Origin of the sequence: Microbacterium sp. CCNWLW134, from assembly GCF_037083565.1 — a bacterium.
GTDB lineage: Bacteria > Actinomycetota > Actinomycetes > Actinomycetales > Microbacteriaceae > Microbacterium.
In genome coordinates this window covers 669,171-692,602 of the sequence record NZ_JBAOJU010000001.1, presented here as the reverse complement: position 1 = coordinate 692,602, position 23,432 = coordinate 669,171, and the positions used below count along the sequence as shown (strand labels likewise).

At 72.7% G+C, this 23,432-nt stretch carries 19 protein-coding genes; 8 read left to right on the top strand and 11 right to left on the bottom strand.

Going from position 1 to position 23,432, the window contains the following annotated elements; all coding sequences use genetic code 11:
- Window positions 1-121: 121 nt before the first annotated feature.
- The 4 genes from V6S02_RS03175 to mtrA all read right to left on the bottom strand — a co-directional run bounded on the left by V6S02_RS03175 (window position 122) and on the right by mtrA (window position 5,049).
- Complete coding sequence (locus V6S02_RS03175) at window positions 122-790, bottom strand: ComF family protein (protein WP_124292753.1); 669 nt, start codon at window positions 788-790, stop codon at window positions 122-124.
- 88 nt (window positions 791-878) lie between these two features.
- Window positions 879-2,579: an LpqB family beta-propeller domain-containing protein gene (locus tag V6S02_RS03170; protein ID WP_336399847.1), complete on the bottom strand. Its 1,701-nt coding sequence runs from the start codon at window positions 2,577-2,579 to the stop codon at window positions 879-881.
- Window positions 2,576-4,348 (bottom strand): MtrAB system histidine kinase MtrB, encoded by a 1,773-nt coding sequence (mtrB, locus tag V6S02_RS03165; protein ID WP_442927890.1) that lies wholly within the window; start codon window positions 4,346-4,348, stop codon window positions 2,576-2,578. Before mtrB ends, V6S02_RS03170 begins: the two co-directional genes overlap by 4 nt.
- A gap of 20 nt (window positions 4,349-4,368) precedes the next feature.
- Window positions 4,369-5,049, bottom strand: coding sequence for an MtrAB system response regulator MtrA (gene mtrA, locus V6S02_RS03160; RefSeq protein WP_124292751.1), 681 nt, complete (start codon window positions 5,047-5,049; stop codon window positions 4,369-4,371).
- Between the two features lie 203 nt (window positions 5,050-5,252).
- Between mtrA and V6S02_RS03155 the strand changes: the two genes are divergently transcribed.
- The 6 genes from V6S02_RS03155 (at window position 5,253) to aqpZ (ending at window position 11,691) form a co-directional block, all read left to right on the top strand.
- Window positions 5,253-6,566 (top strand): glycerophosphoryl diester phosphodiesterase membrane domain-containing protein, encoded by a 1,314-nt coding sequence (locus tag V6S02_RS03155; protein WP_124292750.1) that lies wholly within the window; start codon window positions 5,253-5,255, stop codon window positions 6,564-6,566.
- Window positions 6,563-7,234 (top strand): DUF4129 domain-containing protein, encoded by a 672-nt coding sequence (locus V6S02_RS03150; protein WP_124292749.1) that lies wholly within the window; start codon window positions 6,563-6,565, stop codon window positions 7,232-7,234. Before V6S02_RS03155 ends, V6S02_RS03150 begins: the two co-directional genes overlap by 4 nt.
- Entirely contained in the window at window positions 7,231-8,436 is a 1,206-nt protein-coding gene (locus V6S02_RS03145) for a DUF4350 domain-containing protein (protein WP_240638801.1), read from the top strand. Before V6S02_RS03150 ends, V6S02_RS03145 begins: the two co-directional genes overlap by 4 nt.
- Window positions 8,433-9,452, top strand: a complete 1,020-nt coding sequence (locus V6S02_RS03140; RefSeq protein ID WP_124292748.1) for an AAA family ATPase — start codon at window positions 8,433-8,435, stop codon at window positions 9,450-9,452. Before V6S02_RS03145 ends, V6S02_RS03140 begins: the two co-directional genes overlap by 4 nt.
- A 2-nt stretch (window positions 9,453-9,454) precedes the next feature.
- A complete protein-coding gene (locus tag V6S02_RS03135) occupies window positions 9,455-10,756 on the top strand; it encodes a DUF58 domain-containing protein (RefSeq protein ID WP_336399846.1) in 1,302 nt (433 codons plus the stop codon).
- A 116-nt stretch (window positions 10,757-10,872) separates the two neighbouring features.
- Entirely contained in the window at window positions 10,873-11,691 is an 819-nt protein-coding gene (aqpZ, locus tag V6S02_RS03130; protein ID WP_124292746.1) for an aquaporin Z, read from the top strand.
- Window positions 11,692-11,799: 108 nt separating this feature from the next.
- On the opposite strand, the gene katG is transcribed toward aqpZ, so the two are convergent.
- The 3 genes from katG to V6S02_RS03115 form a co-directional block, all read right to left on the bottom strand.
- The gene (gene katG, locus V6S02_RS03125; RefSeq protein ID WP_336399845.1) at window positions 11,800-14,106 is read right to left on the bottom strand and encodes a catalase/peroxidase HPI; all 2,307 of its coding nucleotides are present in this window, start codon (window positions 14,104-14,106) and stop codon (window positions 11,800-11,802) included.
- An 83-nt stretch (window positions 14,107-14,189) separates the two neighbouring features.
- Window positions 14,190-14,672 carry a Fur family transcriptional regulator gene (locus tag V6S02_RS03120; protein WP_336399844.1) on the bottom strand — a complete coding sequence of 161 codons (483 nt, stop codon included), beginning with the start codon at window positions 14,670-14,672 and terminating at the stop codon, window positions 14,190-14,192.
- 132 nt (window positions 14,673-14,804) lie between these two features.
- Entirely contained in the window at window positions 14,805-15,800 is a 996-nt protein-coding gene (locus tag V6S02_RS03115; protein WP_336399843.1) for a stage II sporulation protein M, read from the bottom strand.
- A 16-nt stretch (window positions 15,801-15,816) separates the two neighbouring features.
- On the opposite strand from V6S02_RS03115, the gene V6S02_RS03110 reads away from it, so the two are divergent.
- The gene (locus tag V6S02_RS03110; RefSeq protein ID WP_124292742.1) at window positions 15,817-16,722 is read left to right on the top strand and encodes an RDD family protein; all 906 of its coding nucleotides are present in this window, start codon (window positions 15,817-15,819) and stop codon (window positions 16,720-16,722) included.
- Between the two features lie 24 nt (window positions 16,723-16,746).
- On the opposite strand, the gene ahcY is transcribed toward V6S02_RS03110, so the two are convergent.
- Window positions 16,747-18,258 (bottom strand): adenosylhomocysteinase, encoded by a 1,512-nt coding sequence (gene ahcY, locus V6S02_RS03105; protein ID WP_336399842.1) that lies wholly within the window; start codon window positions 18,256-18,258, stop codon window positions 16,747-16,749.
- A gap of 67 nt (window positions 18,259-18,325) precedes the next feature.
- Window positions 18,326-18,532, bottom strand: a complete 207-nt coding sequence (locus V6S02_RS03100; protein WP_124292740.1) for a DUF3499 family protein — start codon at window positions 18,530-18,532, stop codon at window positions 18,326-18,328.
- A gap of 61 nt (window positions 18,533-18,593) precedes the next feature.
- Here V6S02_RS03100 and V6S02_RS03095 point away from each other — a divergent pair, with 61 nt between their 5' ends.
- Window positions 18,594-19,031 (top strand): metallopeptidase family protein, encoded by a 438-nt coding sequence (locus V6S02_RS03095; protein WP_200829947.1) that lies wholly within the window; start codon window positions 18,594-18,596, stop codon window positions 19,029-19,031.
- Between the two features lie 19 nt (window positions 19,032-19,050).
- Here V6S02_RS03095 and V6S02_RS03090 read toward each other — a convergent pair whose 3' ends face one another.
- Together V6S02_RS03090 and V6S02_RS03085 are read right to left on the bottom strand one after the other, a co-directional pair.
- Window positions 19,051-20,493: a DUF5719 family protein gene (locus V6S02_RS03090; protein WP_336399841.1), complete on the bottom strand. Its 1,443-nt coding sequence runs from the start codon at window positions 20,491-20,493 to the stop codon at window positions 19,051-19,053.
- Complete coding sequence (locus V6S02_RS03085) at window positions 20,490-23,366, bottom strand: glycosyltransferase (RefSeq protein WP_336399840.1); 2,877 nt, start codon at window positions 23,364-23,366, stop codon at window positions 20,490-20,492. Before V6S02_RS03085 ends, V6S02_RS03090 begins: the two co-directional genes overlap by 4 nt.
- Window positions 23,367-23,432: the final 66 nt, after the last annotated feature.

The window sequence follows — 23,432 nt, the reverse complement described above, 5'->3', positions numbered from 1 at the left end:
CCTTGATCCGGTCCGCCCGGACAAGGGCGGACCACCAGTCGCCTCTGTTTACACGGCAGTGTGCGTGTGTCCCCCAACGTAGTGCCGGGGCACACAGCTGTCACGCACGACCACCACCCGATCACCTGTGAGTTGCGGATGAGCGCCGGGGCGTCGCGGCGACCGTGGCCGCGGCGACCACGACGAGGCCCGCCGATCGAAGTGTCCGGGCGGCCTCGAGGAGGGTCGCTCCGGTGGTGAGGACGTCGTCGACGATCACGATCGGGCGATCGCGCACGAGCTCTGCGCGCCGCGCGCGCACGCGCAGGCTCCCCGCCACGTTGCGCGCCCGGGCGTCGCGGTCGAGCCCCCGCTGATCGGCGGTCACGCGCGCCGGCGCGAGCAGGGCGACGGCCCGGAAGCCGGCGCGTCGGATCAGCAGCGGCGCCACCGCGAAGCCGCGCCGACGCAGTGCCGCGCGCGACGACGGCACCGGAACGAGGATGGCGTCCTCGGCCACCCCCGTGGCGAGGACCGCGGCGCGCAGCGCCCGTCCGAGCGGCCGGGTGAGCGCGGTGCGGCCGTCTTCCTTGAGGCCGCGGATGACGCGGGCGGGAACCCCCTCGAAGGCGAGGGCGCTGTAGGCGGAGATCTCGTCGCCGAGCAGACGCTTCGTCGGCCGCGGGGCGAGCGCCCGGCGGCACCCCCCGCAAAGCGCTTGATCCTCGGCGTCGCATCCGGCGCACTCGACCGGGAGAACGAGGGCGAGCGCGTCTGCGAGCGACTCGGACACGGTGGTCAGGAGCGGCATGCCGCCAGCTTGACCCCTCCACGTGCGGACCCTGGCCGCGGCCGCGTGATCTGTGGACAACGTCGCTTCGCGCGCACCTGGGGAGGAGTCAGCGCGGCGACCCCTGCTGGGTCGCGAGCACCGCGATGCCCTCCGCCGTCTGCGTCCAGTTCGCGCCGCGGCGGATGAACAGTCCGCCCTGATCGGTGTGGACCCGGAGCGTCGACGCGGAGTTGCCACCCGCGAGGGTGTCGGCCCCGACGGGCGCCGCGGATTCCGTCCCCTCGCCCCCCACGACCTGCTCCCGCAGGCGCGGCTCGGTGCCGGCATCGACGAGGGCGGCCACCGAGGAGTCGTCGAGCCAGGCCACCGACGACACCGGGCCTTCGAGATCGCCGAGCACAACCGGGTCGCCGAGGCCGCTCGGCACCCCGTCGCCGTCCCTGATGACGCCGGCGACGCTGAGGGTCGTGCGTCCTCCGACGGTCACGGCCGCGGCCAGGCGCGTCCCGTCTCGCGACAGGGCCATCGCCGAGATCGACGCTGCGCCCGGCCACGCGTTCGCGATCTCGATCGGTCCGCTCGGCACCCACGCCCGCACCGCCGACGGCGTCGCTTCGGGCACGGTCCAGACGTAGCCGAACGGATCGATCGTCGGGGCGGTCAGGCCGGGACGCTGATCGAACACCTGCACGTCGCCGTCGGCGTCGACGCGGCCCGTCGACCCGTCCTCGGCGAAGCGTGCGGCCGCGAAGACCCGGTCGGGCGACAGCTGCAGCGCGTCCACCTGAGCGGCCTGCTCCAGGGCATCGGAGAGGCCCGGCACCGGGTCGAGCTCATCGCCCGTGAGGAATCCGAATCCGTCAGCGGTGACCACGAGCGGCTGAGCCGCGACGCGGGTGGAGCGGACCGCGACCGTTCCCGCATCGACGTCGGAGGACCCCACTCGCATCTGCACCTGGGTCACCCCGGCCGATGCCAGGCTCTCATCGAGCTGGGTCTGCATCCGGTCGAGGGTGAGCTGCTCGAGGGTCAGCGCCGCCTCATTGAGACTCACCTGCGCCTCACCCAGCGAGACCGGGACCGCTGTCGGGCTGAGCGCCACACTGTCGGGGAAGGCCGAGACCACTGATCCTGCCAGCCACTCCACCGGCGAACCGTCGACGAGGGCCGCGGCGATGCGTGTCGGGGCATTCGTCGTCGGGAACCACCGCTCGTCGGGAACGAGGTACTCCCAGGTCGGGTCGAAGAACGCGAGCGTGTACCGGTCGAACGCGGTGACGAACGAATCGCGGTCGAGCACGATGCCGTCGGGAGCCTGGCTGATCCGCCACTCGCCATCCGCCTGTTGGAGCAGTTCGAACCGTAGCGGCAGGGTGCCGCCGGTCGCCGGTTCGTAGACCCCGGTCGCGTCCACGGTCGCCGTCGGGGCGACCGCCACCTCGACGGCGTTCTCGCCGACGGCCACGGGGGTGCGGGTCGTGCCGGTGGGCTCGATGATGACCCCGGCCGTCGGATCCCACGTGTCGCGAAGAGCGGGAGCGAGGAACTCGCGCGCCCGGGCCCAGTCGCTGACCGGACCCGCCCCCGCGCGGAGGAATCCGTCGACGATCTCCTCCGGTGTCGCACCCGGCTGCGGCCGGTCGGGAAGACGCAGGAAGTCGGGCCCCGGAAGCTGCTCCCCTGTCGAGCGCCCGCCCTGCACCGTGCCCGTGAGAGGAAGCCCCGCGCACGCGGTGAGCGCCAGAACGGCGACGACGGCGACAGCCAGGGCGCGTATCGCGCGAACGGCCCTCTCCCTGCGCTTCACGATGCCCCCGGCGACCGGCCGCCATCGCCGGAGGATGCCGCGCCCGCGGCACTCTCGGACAGCACCTGGATCGGTTGGGTGAGCCCGAGGGCGTCCAGCGGCGCGGTGTTGTCCTCCCCCGGGACGACGGCGATGGGCGAGGCTCCCTGAAGACCCTGCGCCAGGCGCGGCAGTGTGAGGACGAAGTGCGATCCCCGGCCGAGCTCCGACCAGACCGCGAGTTCCCCGCCGTGCAGGCGTGCATCTCCGAGCGAGATCGACAGGCCGAGACCGGTGCCGCCGATCGTGCGCTTGCGGGACGGGTCGGCACGCCAGAACCGGTCGAACACGTGCTCGACCTCCTCGGGTCGCATCCCGAGCCCGAAGTCGCGCACCCCGAGCGCCACCGCCTGCTGGTCGCTGTCGACGGTGACGACGATCGGACGCCCCTCGCCGTGCTCGATGGCGTTGCCCAGGAGGTTGCGGACGATCCGCCGCACCCGGCGGGGATCCATGTCGACCGGGGAATATCCCCCGGGAGCCACCAGGCGGACATCCGATCCGTGCTGCTCGGCGAGCTGACTCATCGACTCGATGACGTCGCCCGCGAGGTGCGCGAGACTCGTGGGCTCGAGCTCCAACTGGATCGACCCGGCGTCGTAGCGGCTGATCTCCAGCAGATCGGTGAGGAGGGTCTCGAAGCGCTGCACCTGAGCGTTCAGCAGCTCGGCGGCGCGCGCCGTGGCGGGGTCGAACGAGTCGCGCTGATCGTTGATCATGTCGGCGGCGAGCCGGATGGTCGTCAGCGGCGTCCGCAGCTCGTGCGAGACGTCGGAGACGAAGCGCTGCTGGACGAGGGAGAGCTCGGCGAGCTCCTTGATCTGCGACTCGATGCTGTCGGCCATCGCGTTGAAGGACTGGCCGAGGGTCGCCAGCTCGTCCTGTCCCCGCACCGGGAGCCGCACGTTCAGTTCGCCGCGGGCGAGCTTCGCGCTGGTCTCGGCGGCCTCCCCGATCGGCGTGGTGACCGAGCGGAGGACGAACCACGCGATGAGCCCGATGAGGATGACCAGGCCGACCCCGACCACCCAGAGGGTGCCCTGGATGAAGGCGAGGATCTGCGACTCGCCGGCGAGGTCGTAGGCGATGTAGACCTCGTACGCGCCGACGACCGGGAACGACAGCTGCTGGCCCACGACGATGCCGGGCACGGTGCCGCCGTTCTCGGATTCGAGCGCCACCGACTGCCACCACTGCTGCACGTCGCCGTCGGCCCGCACCTTCTGGCGAAGACCCTCGCTCAGCACGTCCTCCGGCAGGCCCGGGGTCACCAGGTCCTGCGGCGCGATACGAGACGCCCGGTCGATCCGGAAGATCGCGATCCGGTCGCTGCCCGACTGCTCGGCGAGATCGGTGCTGAGGGTCGTCATCAGCAGCTGCAGCTGCACGGGGTCGTTCCCCGGCTCGGCCGAGTCGAGGCGCTCCTGCGCAGACTGCGTGGCCCGCAGCGCCCCGCCGGTGGCCTGGTCGCGGCCGGCGGTGAAGAGGTCGTGCTGGATCGCGAGAGCCATCCACACGCAGGCGATGAGGATCGTCAGCGCCGTGAGGGCGAGGGTGATGAGGACGGTGCGGAACCGCAGAGAGCGCCGCCAGAGGTTCGTGAGGCGATCGGGCCACGAGCGCCAGTCTCGCCACGTCGCCATGCGGCGGCCGATCGCGGTGGTCCCGGTGCCCGTCCCGATCGTCGGCGCCGCGCTCGTCACGGTGCGCGGACCCGAGCCGGTCGTCATGGGGCCCTCATGTCAGACCGTCACGCAACGGCGCCCGCGCGATAGCCGACGCCGCGGACGGTGGTCACGATGCGCGGGTTGTCGGGGTCGCGCTCGACCTTGGCACGCAGGCGCTGCACGTGGACGTTCACCAGACGCGTATCGGCCTTGTAGTGGTAGCCCCAGACCTGCTCGAGCAGCATCTCGCGCGAGAACACCTGCTGGGGCTTGGAGGCGAGGGCAACGAGCAGTTCGAACTCCAGCGGGGTGAGGGCGATCGGTTCGTCGCCGCGCCGGACCTCGTGCGCCGAGACATCGACGGTGAGGTCGCCGATGCGCAGCACATCGGGGGTCGTCTGCGAGGCCGGGCGCAGGCGGGTGCGGATGCGCGCGACGAGCTCTTTGGGATTGAAGGGCTTGACGATGTAGTCGTCGGCACCGGATTCGAGCCCCCGCACGACGTCGGCGGTGTCGGTGCGGGCGGTGAGCATGATGATCGGGATGCCGGACTCCGCCCGGATGCGGGTGCATACCTCGATGCCGTCCATGCCGGGGAGCATCAGATCCAGCAGGACGAGGTCGGGCCGCTCCTCGCGCCATGCGTCGACCGCGCGAGCACCGTCTGCGCAGAACGCGGTCTCGAAGCCCTCGGTGCGCAGCACGATCCCGATCATCTCTGCCAGAGCGGTGTCGTCGTCGACAACCAGGATCCGTGATGTCATCGGGTCTTTCGTCCTTCGGGTCCGGTCGGGCTCGGTGAGACGCCACGGGTGTCGAACGCTCTGAGCAACACTAGTCGACGGCGCCTGGGGGCGCACCGAGCATCAGCAGGGAGTCCGGAGGCCGCTGCGCGACGGTATGACACGATGGAATCGGTGCGGCGCGACCGCGACCGCATGGCCGCACACGCGAGGAGGACCGCCCCGTGACGTCGTACCCGGCGTGGACGCCGGCATCCCGGCCCGGCATCATCCCACTGCACCCGCTGACCTTCGGCACGATCCTCGGCAGGTCGTTCACGGCACTGAGGCACAACCCGAAGGTGCTGCTCGGGTTCGCCCTCGGCATCCAGGCCGTCACCTACATCGTGGTGATCGTCGCCATCGGCGCCATCGCCATCGGCGCGTTCTCACGCCTGGACACCCTGCGGCCGGGGTCTGAGGAGTTCGACACGGTGCTCGCCGGGTCGATCGCCCTCGTGGTCGTCGCCGGCATCGTGCTGGGCCTGCTCGCCGGCGCCGTCGGCGTCATCGTCCAGGGTGTCGTGGTGACCGAGGTCGCTCGGGGTGCCGTCGCCGAGAAGCCGACCCTGGGCGCGATCTGGGCCCAGCTGAAGCCCGTGGTCTGGCGACTGATCGGCTACGCGTTCCTGCTCGCGGCGGCCGGCATCGTCGCGGTGACCCTGGTGGTGCTCCTTCTCGTCGCCATCGGCTTCGCGGCGCTCCCCGTCGCCATCGTCCTGAGCGTGCTGGCGGTGCTCGCCGCGATCCCGCTGGTGCTCTGGCTGTCGACGAAGCTGATGCTCGCGCCCGCGGCGATCATCCTCGAGCACGCCACCATCCGCGGCGCCATCGTGCGGTCGTGGGTTCTCATCCGGGGCCGGTTCTGGGTGGGCCTGGGTGTGCTGGTGCTCGTCTCGCTGACCTTCTCGGTGCTCGCGCAGCTGGTGAGCGTGCCGTTCAGCCTCCTCACGAGCGGCGTCACGACGATCATCTCCCCCACCGGCGACCCCGAGCCGGGCGCCATCGTCGCCCTCATCTTCGGGCTGGTCCTGACCCAGGTCGTGACCCTGCTCATCCAGGCCGTGGCCGTCGTGGTGCAGTCCACCGCATCGGCGCTGGTCTACATCGACTGCCGCATGCGTCGAGAGGGCCTCGACCTCGATCTGCAGAGCTACGTCGAGCAGCGCGACGCCGGGCGGACCGACCTCGCCGACCCCTACCGCCTGCACGTCGGCCGTTCGATCGCGCCGCGACCGTCCGTGCCGGCCTCCCCCGCGTACCCGGCTCCGCAGGGCTACGGACCACCGCCGGGGTATCCCGCGCCGCAGGGCTACGGACCGCCGCCTGCGCCTCCGGGCCCACCCGCGCCCCAGGGCTACGGCCCGCCGCCCGGGTACGCCCCGCCGCCGGCTGGGCAGGTCGAAGCCCCCTCGCCGCCCGCAGGCGCGACGCCGACGAGCTGGACGGCACCCGGCGGCGCTCCCGGCGGCGACACCGCCGACCGCGACGCACCGTGATCTCCGGCGTCGCACGGATGCTCGGCGCGACACCCGTCACCCCGGACGGCGACGAGGCGCGGGAATGGGCGGAGCGGGAGCTGTCGGATCCGATCTACGCCGAGGCGGAGCCGACGGCCTTCGACCGCATCGCCCGCGCCATCGGGGAGTTCCTCGGCGGACTCTTCTCCACCGACGTCTCCGGCGGTCTGGGATCGACCTTCGCCCTCATCGCGGCCATCGGCGTGGCCGCCCTGATCATCGTCGCCCTCCTGGTGTGGGGTCTTCCCCGCGCACGACGTCGTGCCGCCGCGCCGGTCGCCGCCCTCTTCGGCGACTCCGACGAACGCGGCGCCGACGATCTTCGCCGCGCCGCGGCATCCGCGGCCGACGCCGGGAAGTGGGACGAGGCCCTCATCCTCCGATTCCGCGCGCTCGCGCGCGGCCTCGCCGAACGCGGCGTCGTCAGCACGCCGCCCGGCGCCACGGTGCACGCGTTCGCCCGGTCCGCCGGGCGCGTCTTCCCCAGTGCCGCAGCGGATCTCGAGGCGGGCGCCTCCGCATTCGACGACGTCCGCTACCTGCGTCGACCGGGTTCCCGCGACGACTACGACCGGCTGAGCCGCCTGGACGAGCAGCTCGCCGCGGCGAGGCCGGCAGCGCTCGCCCGGAGGGGTGCGATCGGATGACCGCGGCCTCTCCCGGCACCGATTCCGGCCCCTCCGTCGCGCCGTCACCCCCCTCGCGGCGACGGCGGATCGGGGGCTGGATCGCACTCGCGGTCGCCCTCCTCGCCGTCGGCAGCCTCGGCGCCCTGCTGTCGGGTCTCGGCGAGTGGGCCCAGCGCGACGCCTTCGACCCCGAGTCGGCCGGCCCGACCGGAACGCGGGCGCTGGTCGAGGTGCTGCGCGATCAGGGCGTCGAGGTCGAGGTCGCGCGCACGCGGGACGCCGTCACGCGCGCGCTCGACGGAGGCGACGCGGGGTCCACGCTGGTGCTTCCCGACACCCCCGCCCTCTCCGACGACGGGCTCGCCGCTCTCGCCGCCCCCGCCGACGACGTCGTCCTCATCGATCCGCGCTCTCGCACGCTCCGTCTCTTCCTCCCGGGCACGACCGTCGGCGGCCGCGCCGACGCACTGCTCGACCCGCAGTGCGACCTCGCCGACGCCGAGCGGTCGGGCCCAGTCGCCCCCGGCGCGGTGTTCGACGCCGGCGACGACGCCCGGGGCTGCTACCTCACCGACGACGGTGCGGCAGGCCTCGTCGTCTCCGACACCGAGGGGCGCCGCGTCGCAGCGATCGACGGCCGCGCGATCCTCGTCAACGAGGTGCTGGCCGAGGACGGAAACGCCGCTCTCGGCGTGAACCTGCTCGCGCGGCATCCGCTCGTGGTCTGGTACGACCCGATGCTCGGCGACACCGACCTGGAGAACACCGACCCCTCGCTCGGCGAGTCGACTCCGCCCTGGGTGAGTCCCGCCATCGCCCTCCTGCTCCTCGCCGCCGCGGCCGCCGCGATCTGGCGCGGCCGCCGGTTCGGTCCGCTCGTGCGCGAGCGCCTCCCGGTCACGGTCCGCGCCGCGGAGACCGCCGAGGGCCGCGCGCGCCTGTACGCCCAGACCCGCGATGCCGCGCACGCCGCCGATGATCTCCGCATCGCGGCCCTGCGCCGAATGGCCCGGCTCGTCGGCCTCGCCCCGAACGCCGCGGCCGATGAGATCTCCGATGCCACGGCCGACCGGCTTTCCGCCGATCGGCGGGTCGTCCGCGGCATCCTCCTCGACGATGTGCCGACCGACGACGCCCAGCTCACCGTCATCGCCTCGCGCCTGCGCGAACTCGAAGCCGCCCTCCGCGACGCCGTCCGTCCCGAAAGGAACCGCCCATGACCGATCAGCCGCCCGCCTCCGCCCCCGGCGGCACTGCCGCCGGCGCGCCCGCACCCACGCTCGACGACCCGGCGCTCCGCGACGCGATGCACCGGGTGCGCACCGAGGTCGGGAAGGCGGTGATCGGCCAGGACGGCACGGTCACCGGCCTCCTCATCGCCCTCCTCGCCCGCGGTCACGTGCTGCTCGAGGGCGTGCCCGGGGTCGCCAAGACCCTCCTGGTGCGCGCGTTCAGCACCGCCCTGGGCCTGGACACCAAGCGCATCCAGTTCACCCCCGACCTGATGCCCGGCGACGTGTCGGGGTCGCTCGTCTACGACGCGCGCACCGGAGAGTTCGAGTTCCGCCCCGGCCCGGTGTTCAGCAACATCGTGCTCGCCGACGAGATCAACCGCACCCCGCCCAAGACCCAGGCGGCGCTGCTGGAGGCGATGGAGGAACGCCAGGTCTCCTCCGACGGCGTGACCCGCGCGCTCCCTTCGCCGTTCCTCGTCGCTGCGACGCAGAACCCGATCGAGCAGGAGGGCACCTACACCCTTCCCGAGGCCCAGCTCGACCGCTTCCTGCTGAAGCTCATCGTCGACCTCCCGCCGCGCGAGGCGGAGCTTGCGGTGCTCCGCCGCCATGCAGAGGGGTTCGACCCGCGCGACCTCGGCGCCGCGGGCCTCCGGCGGGTCATCGACCCCGGAGAGATCGTCGCAGCTCAGCACGCCGCCGCGCGGGTGACGGTCACCGACGATGTACTCGGGTACGTCGTCGACCTCGCCCAGGCGACCCGCCAGAGCCCATCGGTACAGCTGGGGGTGAGCCCCCGGGCGACCACCGCGCTCCTCGCGGCGGCGAAGGCCTGGGCCTGGCTCGGCGGCTACCCCGCGATCACCCCCGACCACGTTCAGACACTGCTCGTGCCCACCTGGCGGCACCGGATCCGGCTGCGGCCCGACGCCGAGCTCGAAGGCGTGTCGGTCGACGCCGTGCTCACCGCGGTGGTGCAGCAGACGCGCGTGCCGGTCTGAGCGTGTACGTCACCGGGCGCCTCCCCCTCTTCGTCGGTCTCGGCGTGGTGCCGGTCGTGCTGCTCTCGATCGCCGGTGTCGACGCGTGGCTGGCGATGCTGGGCTGGGCCGTGCTCTCGATCGCTCTGGCGCTGGCGGATGCAGCGGCGGCGCCCGATCCGCGCCAGCTCGACGTCGTCCGCGACATCCCTCGGCGAAGCCTTCTCGGACAGCAGGTCGAGACCGGCCTGACGCTCCGCAACATCGGCGCGCGGCCGCTGCGGGGGCGGGTTCGCGATGCCTGGCAGCCCACGGCCGGGGCGCCGCCCGAGCGCGCCGCGGTCGACATCCCGCCTGGCGAGTCCCGCCGGGTGCGGGTGCCGCTGCTCCCCCGCCGGCGTGGTGAGCTGCGCACCGACTTCTTCGTGGTGCGCAGCGCCGGTCCGCTGGGGCTCGCCGGCCGGCAGCGGCGCCTCGACGCCCCGGGGTCGCTGCGGGTCCTTCCGCCCTTCACCTCCCGGCGCCACCTCCCCTCGCGCCTGGCACGACTGCGCGAACTCGACGGGAACACGAGCGTCCAGGTGCGGGGGCAGGGCACCGAGTTCGACAGCCTGCGCGAGTACGTCCGCGGCGACGACGTGCGCTCCATCGACTGGCGGGCGACCGCCCGCGCCGGAACGACCATGCTCCGCACCTGGCGGCCCGAGCGCGACCGGCACGTGGTCGTCATCATCGACACCGGCCGCACCGCGGCCGCGCGGGTCGGCGACGGGGTGCGGATGGATGCGGCGATGGAAGCGGCACTTCTGCTGTCGGCCCTCGCATCGCGGGCGGGCGACCACGTGCACCTGGTGATGTTCGATCGCCTCGTGCGTGCCCGGGTGACCGGGGTCGACGGCCCCGGGCTCCTCCCCGCCCTCGTCGACGCGATGGCTCCGGTGGACCCGCAGCTGATCGACACCGACTGGGACGCGGCGATCGCACAGGTGCGACGCCTCACCTCCCGCCCCTCGCTCGTGGTACTACTGACCGCCCAGGACGCCCCCGAGGCTGCTCGCGGGTTCCTCGGGTCGCTCCCGGCGCTCACCGCCCGCACCCGCGTCGTCGTGGCCTCGGTCACCGACGATCCCGTGCCCGCCGACCCGCGACCCGACGCCGACGAGCTCTACCGGCAGGCCGCCTACGCGCGGGCGGCGCGGGACGCCGAACGGGTCGCCGCCGCGGTCCGTCGTGCCGGCGCGGAGCCGATCGCCGCCTCGCCCGACGATCTTCCGCCCGCCGTCGCCGACCGCTACCTCGCCCTGAAGGCGGCCGGACGGCTGTGACCGGCCGCGTGTGCGGCAGACCTCGGGCGGGAAGGCGAGCCCGCGCGTGAGCCGCGTGTGCGGACACAGGCCGCCCCCGTGCGACGCTACGCTCGGCGCGACGAAAGGAATCCGACATGTCGGACGCACCACCCACGGCCGGACACGACCCCGCTGCGCGCGATGCCGTGCCCTCGACGAGCACGAAGCTGGTGGCCGAAGCGCTCGGAACCTTCCTCCTCGTCTTCGGCGCGATCTCGGCAGCCCTCTTCGCCGCCGACGTCGGCGCGAGTGAGAACGGCACCTCGCTCGGCATCGGATTCGTCGGCGTGTCCCTGGCGTTCGGTCTGACCCTCATCGCCGGCATCTACGCCTTCGGCCCGATCTCGGGGGGTCACTTCAACCCCGCCGTCACGCTCGGACTCGCCGCCGCCGGCCGCTTCGCCTGGCGCGACGTGCCCGCCTACCTCATCGCACAGATCGTCGGCGGACTCGTCGGCACGACGCTGATCGTGCTCATCGGCCTCTTCGGCCCCGGCGACTGGCTCGCGCAGGCCCAGGACGGCGGTTTCGCCAGCAACGGCTTCGGAGAGCTCTCCCCCGGCGGTTTCGGCCTCGGCGCCGCGATCATCACCGAGGTGCTCTTCACCGCGATCTTCGTCATCGTGATCCTCGGGGTCACCCACCCGCAGCGCGGCACCGCGGGCTTCGCCGGGCTCGCCATCGGCCTGACCCTCACCCTCATCCACCTCGCGACCATCCCGATCGACAACACCTCCGTCAACCCCGCGCGTTCGATCGCGACCGCCGTCTACGGCGGAGCCGAGCCGTTCCTGCAGCTGTGGGTCTTCATCGTGTTCCCGATCGTCGGGGGTCTCCTCGCGGGATTCCTGCACCGGGCGCTGTTCGAGAAGACGCCTGCGCCGCCGGCGCAGAAGGAGGCCCGGACGCGCTGACGCCGGGCCGCGTCATCCGCTCTTCACGCCCTCCCTTCGACGAGGACGGGCCCGCCCTCCGTGAGGAGAACGGGCCCGATCCCTGCGAGGGATGCTCGGCGGCGACCCTTAGACGAGGTCGAAGCGGTCGAGCTCGGTGACCTTGGTCCAGGCGGCGACGAAGTCGCGCACGAACTTCTCGGTCGCGTCGTCGCTCGCGTACACCTCGGCGAGCGCGCGCAGCTCGGAGTTCGAGCCGAACACCAGGTCGACGCGGGTGCCGATGCCGACCGACTCGCCGCTGCCGTCACGGCGTCCCTGGAAGGCGTGGGAGCCGGGGTCGAGCGGCTTCCAGGTCACCCCGAGGTCGAGCAGGTTCACGAAGAAATCGTTCGTGAGCGCGCCGGGCCGATCGGTGAAGACGCCGTGGTCCGAGCCGTCCCAGTTCGCGCCGAGCACCCGCAGGCCCCCGACGAGCACCGTCATCTCGGGTGCGGTGAGAGTGAGGAGGTTGGCGCGGTCGAGCAGGTGGTACTCGGCCGGGAGGGTCGCGTCGGGCCCGTAGTAGTTGCGGAAGCCGTCGGCGACGGGCTCGAGCCATGCGAACGAGTCGGCGTCGGTCATCTCCTGGGTGGCGTCGGTGCGCCCGGGCCGGAAGGGCACCTCGACGGTGACACCGGCCTCGGCCGCAGCCTTCTCCACACCCGCGTTGCCGGCGAGGACGAGCAGGTCGGCGAGCGAGACGCGCGTGCCGTCGGTCTGCGCCTCGTTGAAGCGCTGCTGGATGCCCTCGAGGACGGGCAGCACCTCCGCCAACTGCGCGGGGTTGTTCACCGCCCAGTCCTTCTGCGGGGCCAGGCGGATGCGTGCGCCGTTGACGCCGCCGCGCTTGTCGCTGCCGCGGAAGGTCGACGCTGCGGCCCAGGTCGTGCCGACGAGCTGCGAGACGGTCAGACCCGAGGCGAGGATCTCGGTCTTCAGAGCCGCCGCGTCGGCAGCGTCGATGAGCTCGTGGTCGACCGCCGGCACGGGGTCCTGCCACAGCAGCACCTCTTCGGGCACCTCGGCACCCAGGTACCGGTCGCGCGGACCCATGTCGCGGTGGGTGAGCTTGAACCAGGCGCGGGCGAAGGCGTCGGCGAAGGCTTCGGGGCTCTCAAGGAACCGGCGCGAGATCTTCTCGTATTCCGGATCCATGCGCAGCGCGAGGTCGGTGGTGAGCATGCGCGGTTCGCGCCGCTTCGAGCCGTCGTGAGCCAGCGGCACCATGTCGGCGCCGGCACCGTTCTTCGGACGCCACTGGTGGGCGCCCGCCGGGCTCTTCATCAGCTCCCACTCGTAGGCGAAGAGGATGTGGAAGAACTCGTTGTCCCAGCGGGTGGGGTGGTAGGTCCAGGTGACCTCCAGGCCCGAGGTGATGGTGTCATCGCCCTTGCCGCTGGCGTGCGAGCTGCGCCACCCGAGCCCCTGCTCCTCCAGCGGAGAGGCTTCGGGGTTGTCGGCGAGCGCCGAGTCCGGCGCGGCACCGTGGGTCTTGCCGAAGGTGTGGCCCCCGGCGATGAGAGCGACGGTCTCCTCGTCGTTCATCGCCATGCGGGCGAAGGTCTGACGGATGTCGTGCGCAGCGGCGACGGGGTCGGGGTTTCCCTCAGGCCCCTCGGGGTTGACGTAGATGAGCCCCATGTGGGTAGCACCCAGCGGCTTGTCGAGCTCTCGCCCCTCTCCCGAGAAACGCTTGTCGCTGCCCATCCACTCGGTCTCGGCGCCCCAGTACACATCGTCGTCGGGCTCCCACACGTCGGCGCGGCCGCCGGCGAATCCGAAGGTCGGGAAGCCCATGTCCTCGAGCGCGACGTTGCCGGCGAGGATCATGAGGTCGGCCCACGAGATGCTCTGGCCGTACTTCTTCTTGACGGGCCAGAGAAGGCGGCGTGCCTTGTCGAGGTTGACGTTGTCGGGCCAGCTGTTCAGGGGCGCGAAGCGCTGCTGTCCGGCGCCGCCGCCGCCGCGCCCGTCGGTGACCCGGTAGGTGCCGGCGCTGTGCCACGCCATGCGGATCATCAGCGGGCCGTAGTGGCCGAAGTCGGCGGGCCACCAGTCCTGCGAGGTGGTGAGCAGTTCGGCGATGTCACGCTTGACGGCGGCCAGGTCGAGGGCTTCGAACGCGGCGCGGTAGTCGAAGTCGGCACCCAGCGGGTCGCGCTCGGCCGGGTTCTTCGCCAGGATGCGCACGTTCAGCTGGTTCGGCCACCACACCCGGTTCGCCGAGCCGGCGGTGGGGTGCGGCATCGCGGTGTGCACCACCGGGCACGAGCCTGCCTGCTGATCGGGCTCGTCGGTGACCGTGACGGCCTGGTCGACCTCGGTCTCGCCGCCGATGCCCGTGGCGGTGTCGGTGCTGTCGGTGGCGGTGGTGACGTCGTCGTGATGCGTCATGTGTTTCCTTCCTCAGGGGGTGGGGATGATGGACGTGGCGGCGCGAGGGACGGGGCGCGGATGCCGGGCCGAAGCCCGTCGCGTCACCGCCGCGTCGTCGGGGGGACGGGCGCCGGGACGCCGGTGTCCGATGTGGCGCCGAGGGGCCGGCAGTCCGCGCACAGGCCCCAGAACGTCACCTCGGCGGTGTGCACGGCGAAGCCGTGCGCCGACGACGGATGCAGACAGGGAGCCTCGCCGACGACGCAGTCGACGTCGGCGACCGCGCCGCACGACGTGCAGACGAGGTGATGGTGGTTGTCGGCGACGCGGCGCTCGTACAACCCCGGGTGACCGGCCGGCTCGATGCGCCGCGCGACCCCTGCAGCGACGAAGTCGGCCAGGGCGTTGTACACCGACTGCAGATTCGTCTGCGGGTTGATCCGCGCGACGCGCCGATACAGCTCGTCGGCGCTGGAATGCGGCGCATCGGTGAGCGCATCGAGCACCGCGCGCCGCGAGTCGGTGACCCGCAGGCCCGCCGCGCGGAGCGCGTCGGCGGAGGTCGGTGCGGCGGGCGAAGTCACGCCTCCACCCTAGTCCGTTCTTTTTAGTCGATCAAAAGAACACGCGGTGTCGGGCGCGTTGCGCGAAGGTGTCGAGAGCAGCCGCGAGTTCCGTCCCGCCAACTGCGCGACCTTCGCGCCCGCGCCGCGCCCTCAGCCGGCGACGAGGGTGGGCGTGCCGGTTTCGAACTCGGTCATGTCGCCGGTCTCGCCGAGTCGGTCGGCGCGGCGGCCGACGATGAGCATGTAGGCGAGGAACGCGCCGAGCGCCAGCGCGCCGATGCCGATCTTGACCGGCCACGGCCACGGCTGCGCCGTGACGAAGCCCTCGATGACACCCGCGACCGCCAGGGCGAGCACGAGGCCGATCGCGACCGTCGCCAGCGAGCGCCCGGCGGCGGCGAGAGCCTCGGCCCGCGGCCTGCGACCCGGCGCCACCCACGCCCAGAAGATGTGGAGTCCCGCCGCCCCGGCGACGAAGATGCACGTCAGCTCGAGCAGACCGTGCGGAAGGATGAACAGGATGAAGACGTCGCCGCGGTCGAACGCGAGCATGATGGCCGCGGCCGTGCCGACGGCGACGGCGTTCTGAACGAGCACCATCACGGGCCAGATCCCGGTGATGCCGAACATGACGCACTGGGCGGCGATCCACGCGTTGTTGGTCCACACCGTGCCGGCGAACGCGGCGGCGGGGTTCTCGCTGTAGTACGAGGTGAACTGCTCCTCGGCGTAGTACTCCAGCTGGGCCTGGGGCCCGAGGGTCGCGACGAGCGCCGGATCGGAGGAGATCCAGAACGCCACGACCGCACCGACGGCGATGAAGGACAGCGCGATCACCAGCGTCGTCCACCGCAGCCGGTACAGGGCCGCGGGCAGTTGCAGCAGGAAGAATCGGGGGATCTGTCGCAGCGGGTTCTCCCGCCCACCGGTCAGCCGCAGCCGCGCGCGGGCGAGGATCGTCGAGACGTGGTCGCCCTCGGGTGTCCGCCCCGCCGTGGTCTTGATCTCGGCGAGATCCGCCGACGCCGCGCGATACCGGTCGACGAGCTCGTCGACCTCGACTCCGGTCAGGCGCCGGCGGCTGCTGAGCTCGTCCAGTCGCGCCCACTCCTCCCGCCGCGCAGCGGTGAGGGCGTCGAGGTCCATGTGTTTCACTGTAGTCATGCCCTCCGACGGCTCGGCGACCACCTCTTCCCCGCGCGCCGGCACGGACCCGCGAAACGCCGGGCCAGCCCGTCCGCAGATCGTGGAGATCGACCAGGACGAGATCCTCACCGGCGAGGCCGTCGCCCTCGACGTGCAGCCGATCGGCTTCTTCCTGCGCGCCCTCGGCACTCTCATCGACGTTCTCATCGGGGCCGCGATCCTCATCCTGTTCGCGATCGCCGCCGGGTGGCTCACCGCCTCCGGCGCCCTCGACCCGGTCGTGACCCCGATCCTCACCATCGCGGTCATCGTGATCGTGCTCGTCGTCCTCCCCACCGTGGTGGAGACCGCCACCCGCGGCCGCAGCGTCGGCAAGCTCGCCGTCGGCGGGCGGATCGTCCGCAGCGACGGCGGCGCCTCCGGCTTCCGGCAGGCGTTCATCCGCGCCCTGGTCGGCGTCCTCGAGATCTGGTTCACGGTGGGGGCCCTCGCCGCCATCGTGGGCGCCTTCACTCCGCGCTCGCAGCGGCTGGGTGACCTGCTGGCCGGCACCTACGCCGAGCGCACCCGCACCCCGCGCCTCCCCGCCCCGGCCCCCGGCATGCCGCCGGCGCTCGAAGGCTGGGCGACGATCGCGGATGTCGCGCGGCTGCCCGACCCGCTCGCCCGGCGCATCGCGCAGTTCGTCCGCAATGCGGTGAACCTCGAGCCGGCCGCTCGCGCCCGGGTGGCGATGTCGCTCGCGAACGAGGTGGCGGCGCACGTCTCGCCGCTGCCCCCCTCCGACCCCGAGACCCTCCTGCGGGCGGTGGCGAGCATCCGCCGCGACCGCGAATATCGCGCGCTCACCCTGGAGGCGCGGCGCGTGGCCGCCCTCACCTCGGGTGAGACCGCAGCACCGCGCGGTTTCCCGGAGCGCTGACTCCGGGTCATCCGCCCTGTCGGCTCAGTACCGGTAGTGATCCAGCTTGTACGGACCCTCCACCGGCACACCGATGTAAGCCGCCTGCGCGGGTGAGAGCTCGGTGAGCTCGACGCCCAGCGCAGCGAGGTGCAGACGCGCGACCTTCTCATCCAGCGCCTTGGGAAGCACGTAGACACCCGTCGGGTACTCCTCGCGGCGCGTGTAGAGCTCCAGCTGGGCGAGCACCTGGTTGGTGAACGACGCGCTCATGACGAAGGACGGGTGCCCCGTGGCGTTCCCCAGGTTCATCAGGCGTCCCTCGCTGAGGACGAGCACGCTCCGACCGTTCGGCAGGCGCCACTCGTGAACCTGCGGCTTGATCTCGACACGCTCCGCACCGGCGAGCGACTCCAGGCCCGCCATGTCGATCTCGTCGTCGAAGTGGCCGACGTTCGCCACGATCGCGAGGTGCTTGAGCCCGAGGAGGTGCTCGACGGTGACCACGCCGGTGTTCCCGGTTCCCGTCACCACGATGTCGACCTGGCCGAGCACCGACTCCAGTCGCGCCACCTGGAAGCCGTCCATCGCGGCCTGCAGCGCGCAGATCGGGTCGATCTCGCCGACGATCACGCGGGCTCCCTGGCCGCGCAGCGCCTCGGCGGCGCCCTTGCCGACATCCCCGTACCCTGCGACGAAGGCGACCTTGCCGCCGATGAGCACGTCGGTGGCGCGGTTCAGCCCGTCAGGCAGCGAGTGGCGGATGCCGTAGACGTTGTCGAACTTCGACTTCGTCACCGAGTCGTTGACGTTGATGGCGGGGAAGAGCAGCGTCCCGGCGGCGGCGAGCTCGTAGAGGCGGTGCACGCCCGTGGTCGTCTCCTCAGTGACGCCGACGAGGTCGGCGGCCATGCGGGTGAAGCGCTGCGGATCGCGGGCGAGGCTCCGGCGAAGCGTCTCGAGCACGATCCGGTACTCCGCCGAAGCCCCCTCGTCGGCATCGGGCACGGCGCCGGCCTTCTCGAACTCGACGCCCTTGTGCACCAGGAGCGTGGCGTCGCCGCCGTCGTCGAGGATGAGGTTCGGCCCCGTTGCGCCCTCGGCCGACCAGTCGAAGATGCGGTCGGTGCACGCCCAGTACTCCTCGAGCGTCTCGCCCTTCCACGCGAACACCGGCACCCCGGCGGGGTGCTCGACCGTGCCGGTCGGGCCGACGACGACCGCGGCGGCGGCCTCATCCTGGGTGGAGAAGATGTTGCAGCTGGCCCAGCGCACCTGGGCGCCGAGAGCCACGAGGGTCTCGATCAGCACCGCGGTCTGCACGGTCATGTGCAGCGATCCGGCGATGCGGGCCCCGCGCAGCGGCTGCGACGGCCCGAATTCCTCTCGAAGCGCCATGAGTCCGGGCATCTCGTTCTCGGCGAGACGGATCTGGTGGCGTCCGGCCGGTGCGAGCGACAGGTCGGCGACGGAGTAGTCGATCGAGCGGGCTTCGTCGACGGTGGTGGCGGAGGAATCGGATGCCGCGGGCGCGACGGCGACAGTGGGAGTGGCCATTGGCCCATTCTCCCACGCCGTCGCTTCTCCCGGCCGGCCGGCAGCTCAAGGCTGCGCGCGGGGGGCGTCAGACGCGCAGCGTCTCGTGCCGGACGACGACCCAGCCCTTCGGGACCGACATTCGCTCGGTGTGGATCGCGCAGAGGTCGTGCGCATGGGGATCGCCGGTCCGCCCGAGCGGCCCCAGGGCCGCCATCTGGTCGCCGTAATCGAAGGTCAGTGTCGACGTCGCCTCACGGGCGCAGCCGACCTTGGAGCAGAGTCTGTCGCGCATCGTCCTTCACGCTAGTCACGACCTCGGACAGCGACCGGATGCCGCGCCGTAGGATGAACGCATGGCCTGGCGTCGAGCACGAAGCGCGCAGGCGTACTCCCGCCCCGACCGTCACGGACGACATGGTCGCGAAGGTCGCAGCCCTGTCGTGCGCCCGCCGCTCCCGCCGCTGGACACCCGGGTGGAGAGGTTCGACCTGGCGGTGGGCTCCGTGGCCGAATTCCTCCGCTCCGCGTGGCCCGAGCTGCGCGAGGTGAGCTTCGAGATGGCCGACATGCCTCCCGCGACCGACGCCGACGGCATCCCCCGCTGGGTCGTCTCCCGCGAGCGCAAGCGCATCATCCTCTACCGGATCCCCATCGAACGCCTCGGCCATCTGCACCGCAACGACGATCTGCACCGCCGCATGATGATCGAGAGCTGCGTGTTCCGCGCCGCTGCCGAGTACCTCGACCGCGATCCGTGGGACCTCGGTCCGGAGCGCTTCCGCTTCCTCTGAGCTGCGCCCGGATGTCGGCTCAGGGGTAGACGACGGTCGGCGGCGCCGCCGCATCCGATGGCCACACCGGGTAGCCGGCGAGAGCGTTGTCACCGGACAGCGACATCCCGACGTGGATGACGCCGCCCGATGTCTCGATGACCGAGACGGTGCGGGGTTCGGCCGGCACGACCGCCGACCCGTCCGCGGGCACCTCGACGGTCTGGATCACGGCCCCCTCGAGCGTCGAGACGGTGACGGTCGCCGGCTCCTCGCCGCTGTTGGCGAGCGTGAGCACCGGCGCAGGGCCCGCGGGAGCGGCGACGAGGGCCGTCTGGCCGAGGGCCGGGGCCGGGGTGAACCAGGCGAAGTCGCTTCCCTGCACGAACCCGCTGGTGTGCCACGCGGCGGCCACCACCGGCGCGTCGGCCTCGACGCGAATCACGTACTCACCCTCGGTGAGACCGGTCACCTCCGCTTCGAGCGGCACACCCGGTTCGAGCGGCACGACGACAGGCGATCCGATGCTCGCCCCGGTCGCGGCGTCTGTGGCGGTGACCGTCGCCGAGACCGGACCGGCGGCGCCGGCAGCGGGCGCCATGACGCGCACGATCGTCTCGGCGCCTTCCCCGGCACCCTCGCCCTGCGTCGCGGCGGGCACCGCCACCCCGGCGATCACCTGCTCGGTCGAGGGCGCGACGATCGGGCCGATCTGGTCGATGCCCGCCGCCTGCAGGGTGCGGGTGACACTGGTCTGCAGTGACGCTTGGATCGGGGCCCCGGTGGCGGTGACCCGGATGACCGGGCTCTGCTCGCCGAGGAGCAGACCCGCCAGCGGGACGATGCGCTGAGCCCCCGCGCGCACCACGATGTCGGCGCCACCGGCGGGCTGCTGCTCCCCCGACGCACCGAAAAGGGTGAGCTGGACGGTCGCGGGGACCGAGCCGGGGTTGGTGAGGATGACGAGGTCGGCGGCCCCGGTCGTTCCCGACCCGCCGACCAGCCACGACTCCGTGAGCGGCGGACGACACGCCGACGCAGCGAACCCGGAGAGATCGGGGTCCGACACGGTCGCCGCGCCGGCGGCGGCGAGCGCCGCGGCTTCTCGACCCGCCGGCTCGGCCGTGTACGCCTCGGGCCCGACGGCCTCGGGCACCTCGGTCTCGAGGATGCGAGGCTCCGCGGCGGCGTCATCGGGTCGTCCTCCGCTCGTCCCTCCGCTTGTCACGGCGGCGACGGCCGCCTGGCTCAGCCCGAGCGCGTCCTCGGCGGTGCGGCCCAGGGCGATCAGGCCGCCGGGGCACGCGAGCGTGACGGTGTCGGGCTGGGGGGTGACCGAGATGGCGAGCGGTGCGCGTTCGACCGTCGGCCAGGGCACGGCCGACAGAGTCACGATGCCCACGACGAATCCGGCCGCGGCAAGGGTGCCCGCCAGCATCCGGGCACTCGTGGCGGCCCAACGGAATCTGCGGCGATCGCTCATCGCTCCTCCAAAGCGCCTGGCCCGCTCGTGCCGAAGCCGACGATGCGGGGTGTCCGCCGCGCCGCGCGGCGCGATGCCCGCGTGGGCACGGCGAGCAGGAGCGCGATCGCGAGCACGGCGAGGTTCGCCCAGAGGATCAGGCGTGAGAGGTCGGCGGCGGACGCCGGCAGATCCGGTCGCTCGGCGACCTCGCCGGTCACGCGCCACAGCTCGCCTTTCGGGGTGGCGCCGGCATTGTCCAGCCCGTCCCGCTGGTCGAGGGCGAGAACGGCGTCCAGCCGGAACGCGCGAGCGGCGTCGGACTCGGGGATCGCGGCCGGCGCGAGCACGACGAAGCCGATCCCGCGATCGGCGAGCTCGGCGACCGAGCCCTCCCCGGTCGTGGAGATGAGGTCCACTGCCAGGGTCGCGACGGTCGAATCGGCGGCCGTGGGGGTGGCGCGCGTGGCCTCCAGGGTGCTCTGCCCGCTGAGCGTCTCGCTCTCACCCCAGATCACCGCCGCGGCCACCCCGCCGCCGTTCTGCGGGGTGAGCACGAGAGTCCCGACGTCGGGGTCGTCGCCACCCTCGGCGGCGATGAAGGCGGGGAGGGTGCTGTCGGGTCCGTTGGTGAGTTCCGACGCGCCCCGGGCGAGCGCGGTGAGCTGCGGCACGGCGAGGACGGCGATGGCAAGACCCGCGGTGAAGGCTGCGGCGACCCGTGCACCGCGCATCCGCGGGGCGAAACCGGCGTCCAGAGCGACGAGAGAACCGCCCACCAGGCCGATCCATGCGAGGCTCAGGCCGGGGCCCGGCCACAGCGGCACGCTCGCCCCTGCCCTCACCGAGACCGAGATGCCCACCGCGACGAAAGCGGTGACGATGCCGAGCGCGGTGATGACGAGCAGGCTGATCCCGGTCGCCCACCGCGGCGTGAGGGGGGCCAGGAGCGCGAGGACCGCGAGCGGAGCGACCAGGAGCGGCACCCACCACACCCAGATCCCGTCGAGCATCGTCGCCCATCCCCCGGCGTCGGGGGAAGGAAGACCGGCGATCAGCAGGCTCCGGCCGACGACGTCGGCACCGACCTGCGAACCCGACCACGGCAGACCCGGATCGGCCACGAGCGCCCACCACTGCCCCGCCATCCCCTGCCACCACACCAGCGGTGCGGCCATGACCACGGTCGGCACGAGCGTCCAGACCAGCTGCGCGGTCCCGCGTCCCGAACGCGCGACGATGCTCAGCAGCAGCGCCAGCACCCACAGGGCGACGAACGCCGGGGCGAGCGACGGCGCGCAGGCGATCACCGCCGCAAGGAGCAGGGAGGCGACCCCGGCTGCGGCCCACGAGCGGTGGGCCACGGCGCCGGTGTAGAACAGCCACGGCAGAAGAAGATGGAGGATGACCGCCGCAGGTCGCCCCTCGGTGAGGGCGGCCAGGAACGCCGGGGCGAGCGCCCACAGCGCGCCGCCCAGCAGGCGCAGGCCCGAGCGCTCGGTGACGCGCGTGGCGGCGAACCAGCCGCCTGCGGCCGCCAGCGGCAGGGCCAGGACCCACAGCAGCACGAGTGCCCGTGACGGGTCACCCGGCCACAGGCTTCCGATGATCGCCAGGAGGGTGGCGAACGGGTCGGCCGGGCCGACGACGTCGAGGCCGAGCTGGCGCCTGCCGAAGGCCGCGTCGGCCCAGAGCTCGGCCAGCGTCGTGCGCAGCGGCAGCAGACCGCCGCCGCCCATCACGGGCCAGGCGAGGAGGGCGGTGAAGGCCGCGACCGAGACCACCAGCGCACCGAGCACCAGCCACGCCCCGCCGCCGGTGAAGAAGTGCAGGTCGCGTCGAACGTAGACGCCCGAGTCGGTGGCCGCTTCGGCGTCGGCCTCGTCGTCGAGACGCTCCCGCAGCTCGCTCTGCGAGATGCGGAGGGCGGCCAGCTGCTGCCACGACGCCTGGCGGGTGCGACGGATGCGACGGCGCGCGCGCACCACAGGGGGGATGCGCACGAGGGTCACCACGGCGGCCCACCATTCGGGGAGCACGCGTTCGGGCTGTTTGGTGACGAGGTGGGCCGCGGTGCGCCACACCGCGATGGGCAGGATCGTCAGCCAGAGGGCGAAGACCGCGGCGGGGTGGGCGTAGACGAGGCGGCGATGAAGCTCTGCGGCGCGCGTCGCGAACGCCCGCCGGCGGCGCCGCCGGGCCGTCGTCGGCGCCGGAAGGCCGGCGACGCCATCGCCCTCGCTGGCGACGAGCGCCGATGGGACGAGCGAGACCCGAGACCCGGCGAGGCGGGCGCGGATGCCGAGGTCGAGCCCCTCGTCGGCACCGCTGAGTGCGGGGTCCAGGCCCTCGAGCGCTCGCCACGCGTCGGCGCGGACGAGAAGACCGCGCACGTCGGCGCCCAGCACATCCTGCCGGGCGTCGTGCTGCCCCTGATCGAGCTCGCCGTCGGCGAGTCCGACCGTGCGACCGAGCCGGGTCAGTGTGACACCCAGCGAGACGATCTCGCTGCGGTCATCCCACCGCACGAGTTTCGGGGCGACGAACGCGACCGACGGCGCGAGCTCCAGGGCGCCGACGAGCTGCCGGAGCGCGTCGGGCTCGGGCGCGGTGTCCTGGGCGAGCAGCCACACCGCGTCGCCGTCGAGCCGGTGGGAGGCCAGCGCCGTCGCCGCGGCGAACCCCGTCGAGGCCGAGGCGGTGATGACCGACTCGGCACCGGACGCGGCCGCGATCTCAGACAGCCCGGCGCTTTCGCCGCAGAGCACGATCGTCAGCGCGTCGACGGGACGGGACTGCTGCCGCAGCGCCGCCAGCGTGCGACGCAGGTGGGGGGCCGCCGTCGTCCGCCCGTCGGGGCGCACGACGAGAAAGGCATGGACTCTCGCGGGCATGACCTGGTCAGCCTAGGCGCGAAGCCGGTGGGGCCGGGGCGCACGCGCCGCGAAGACGACGAAGGG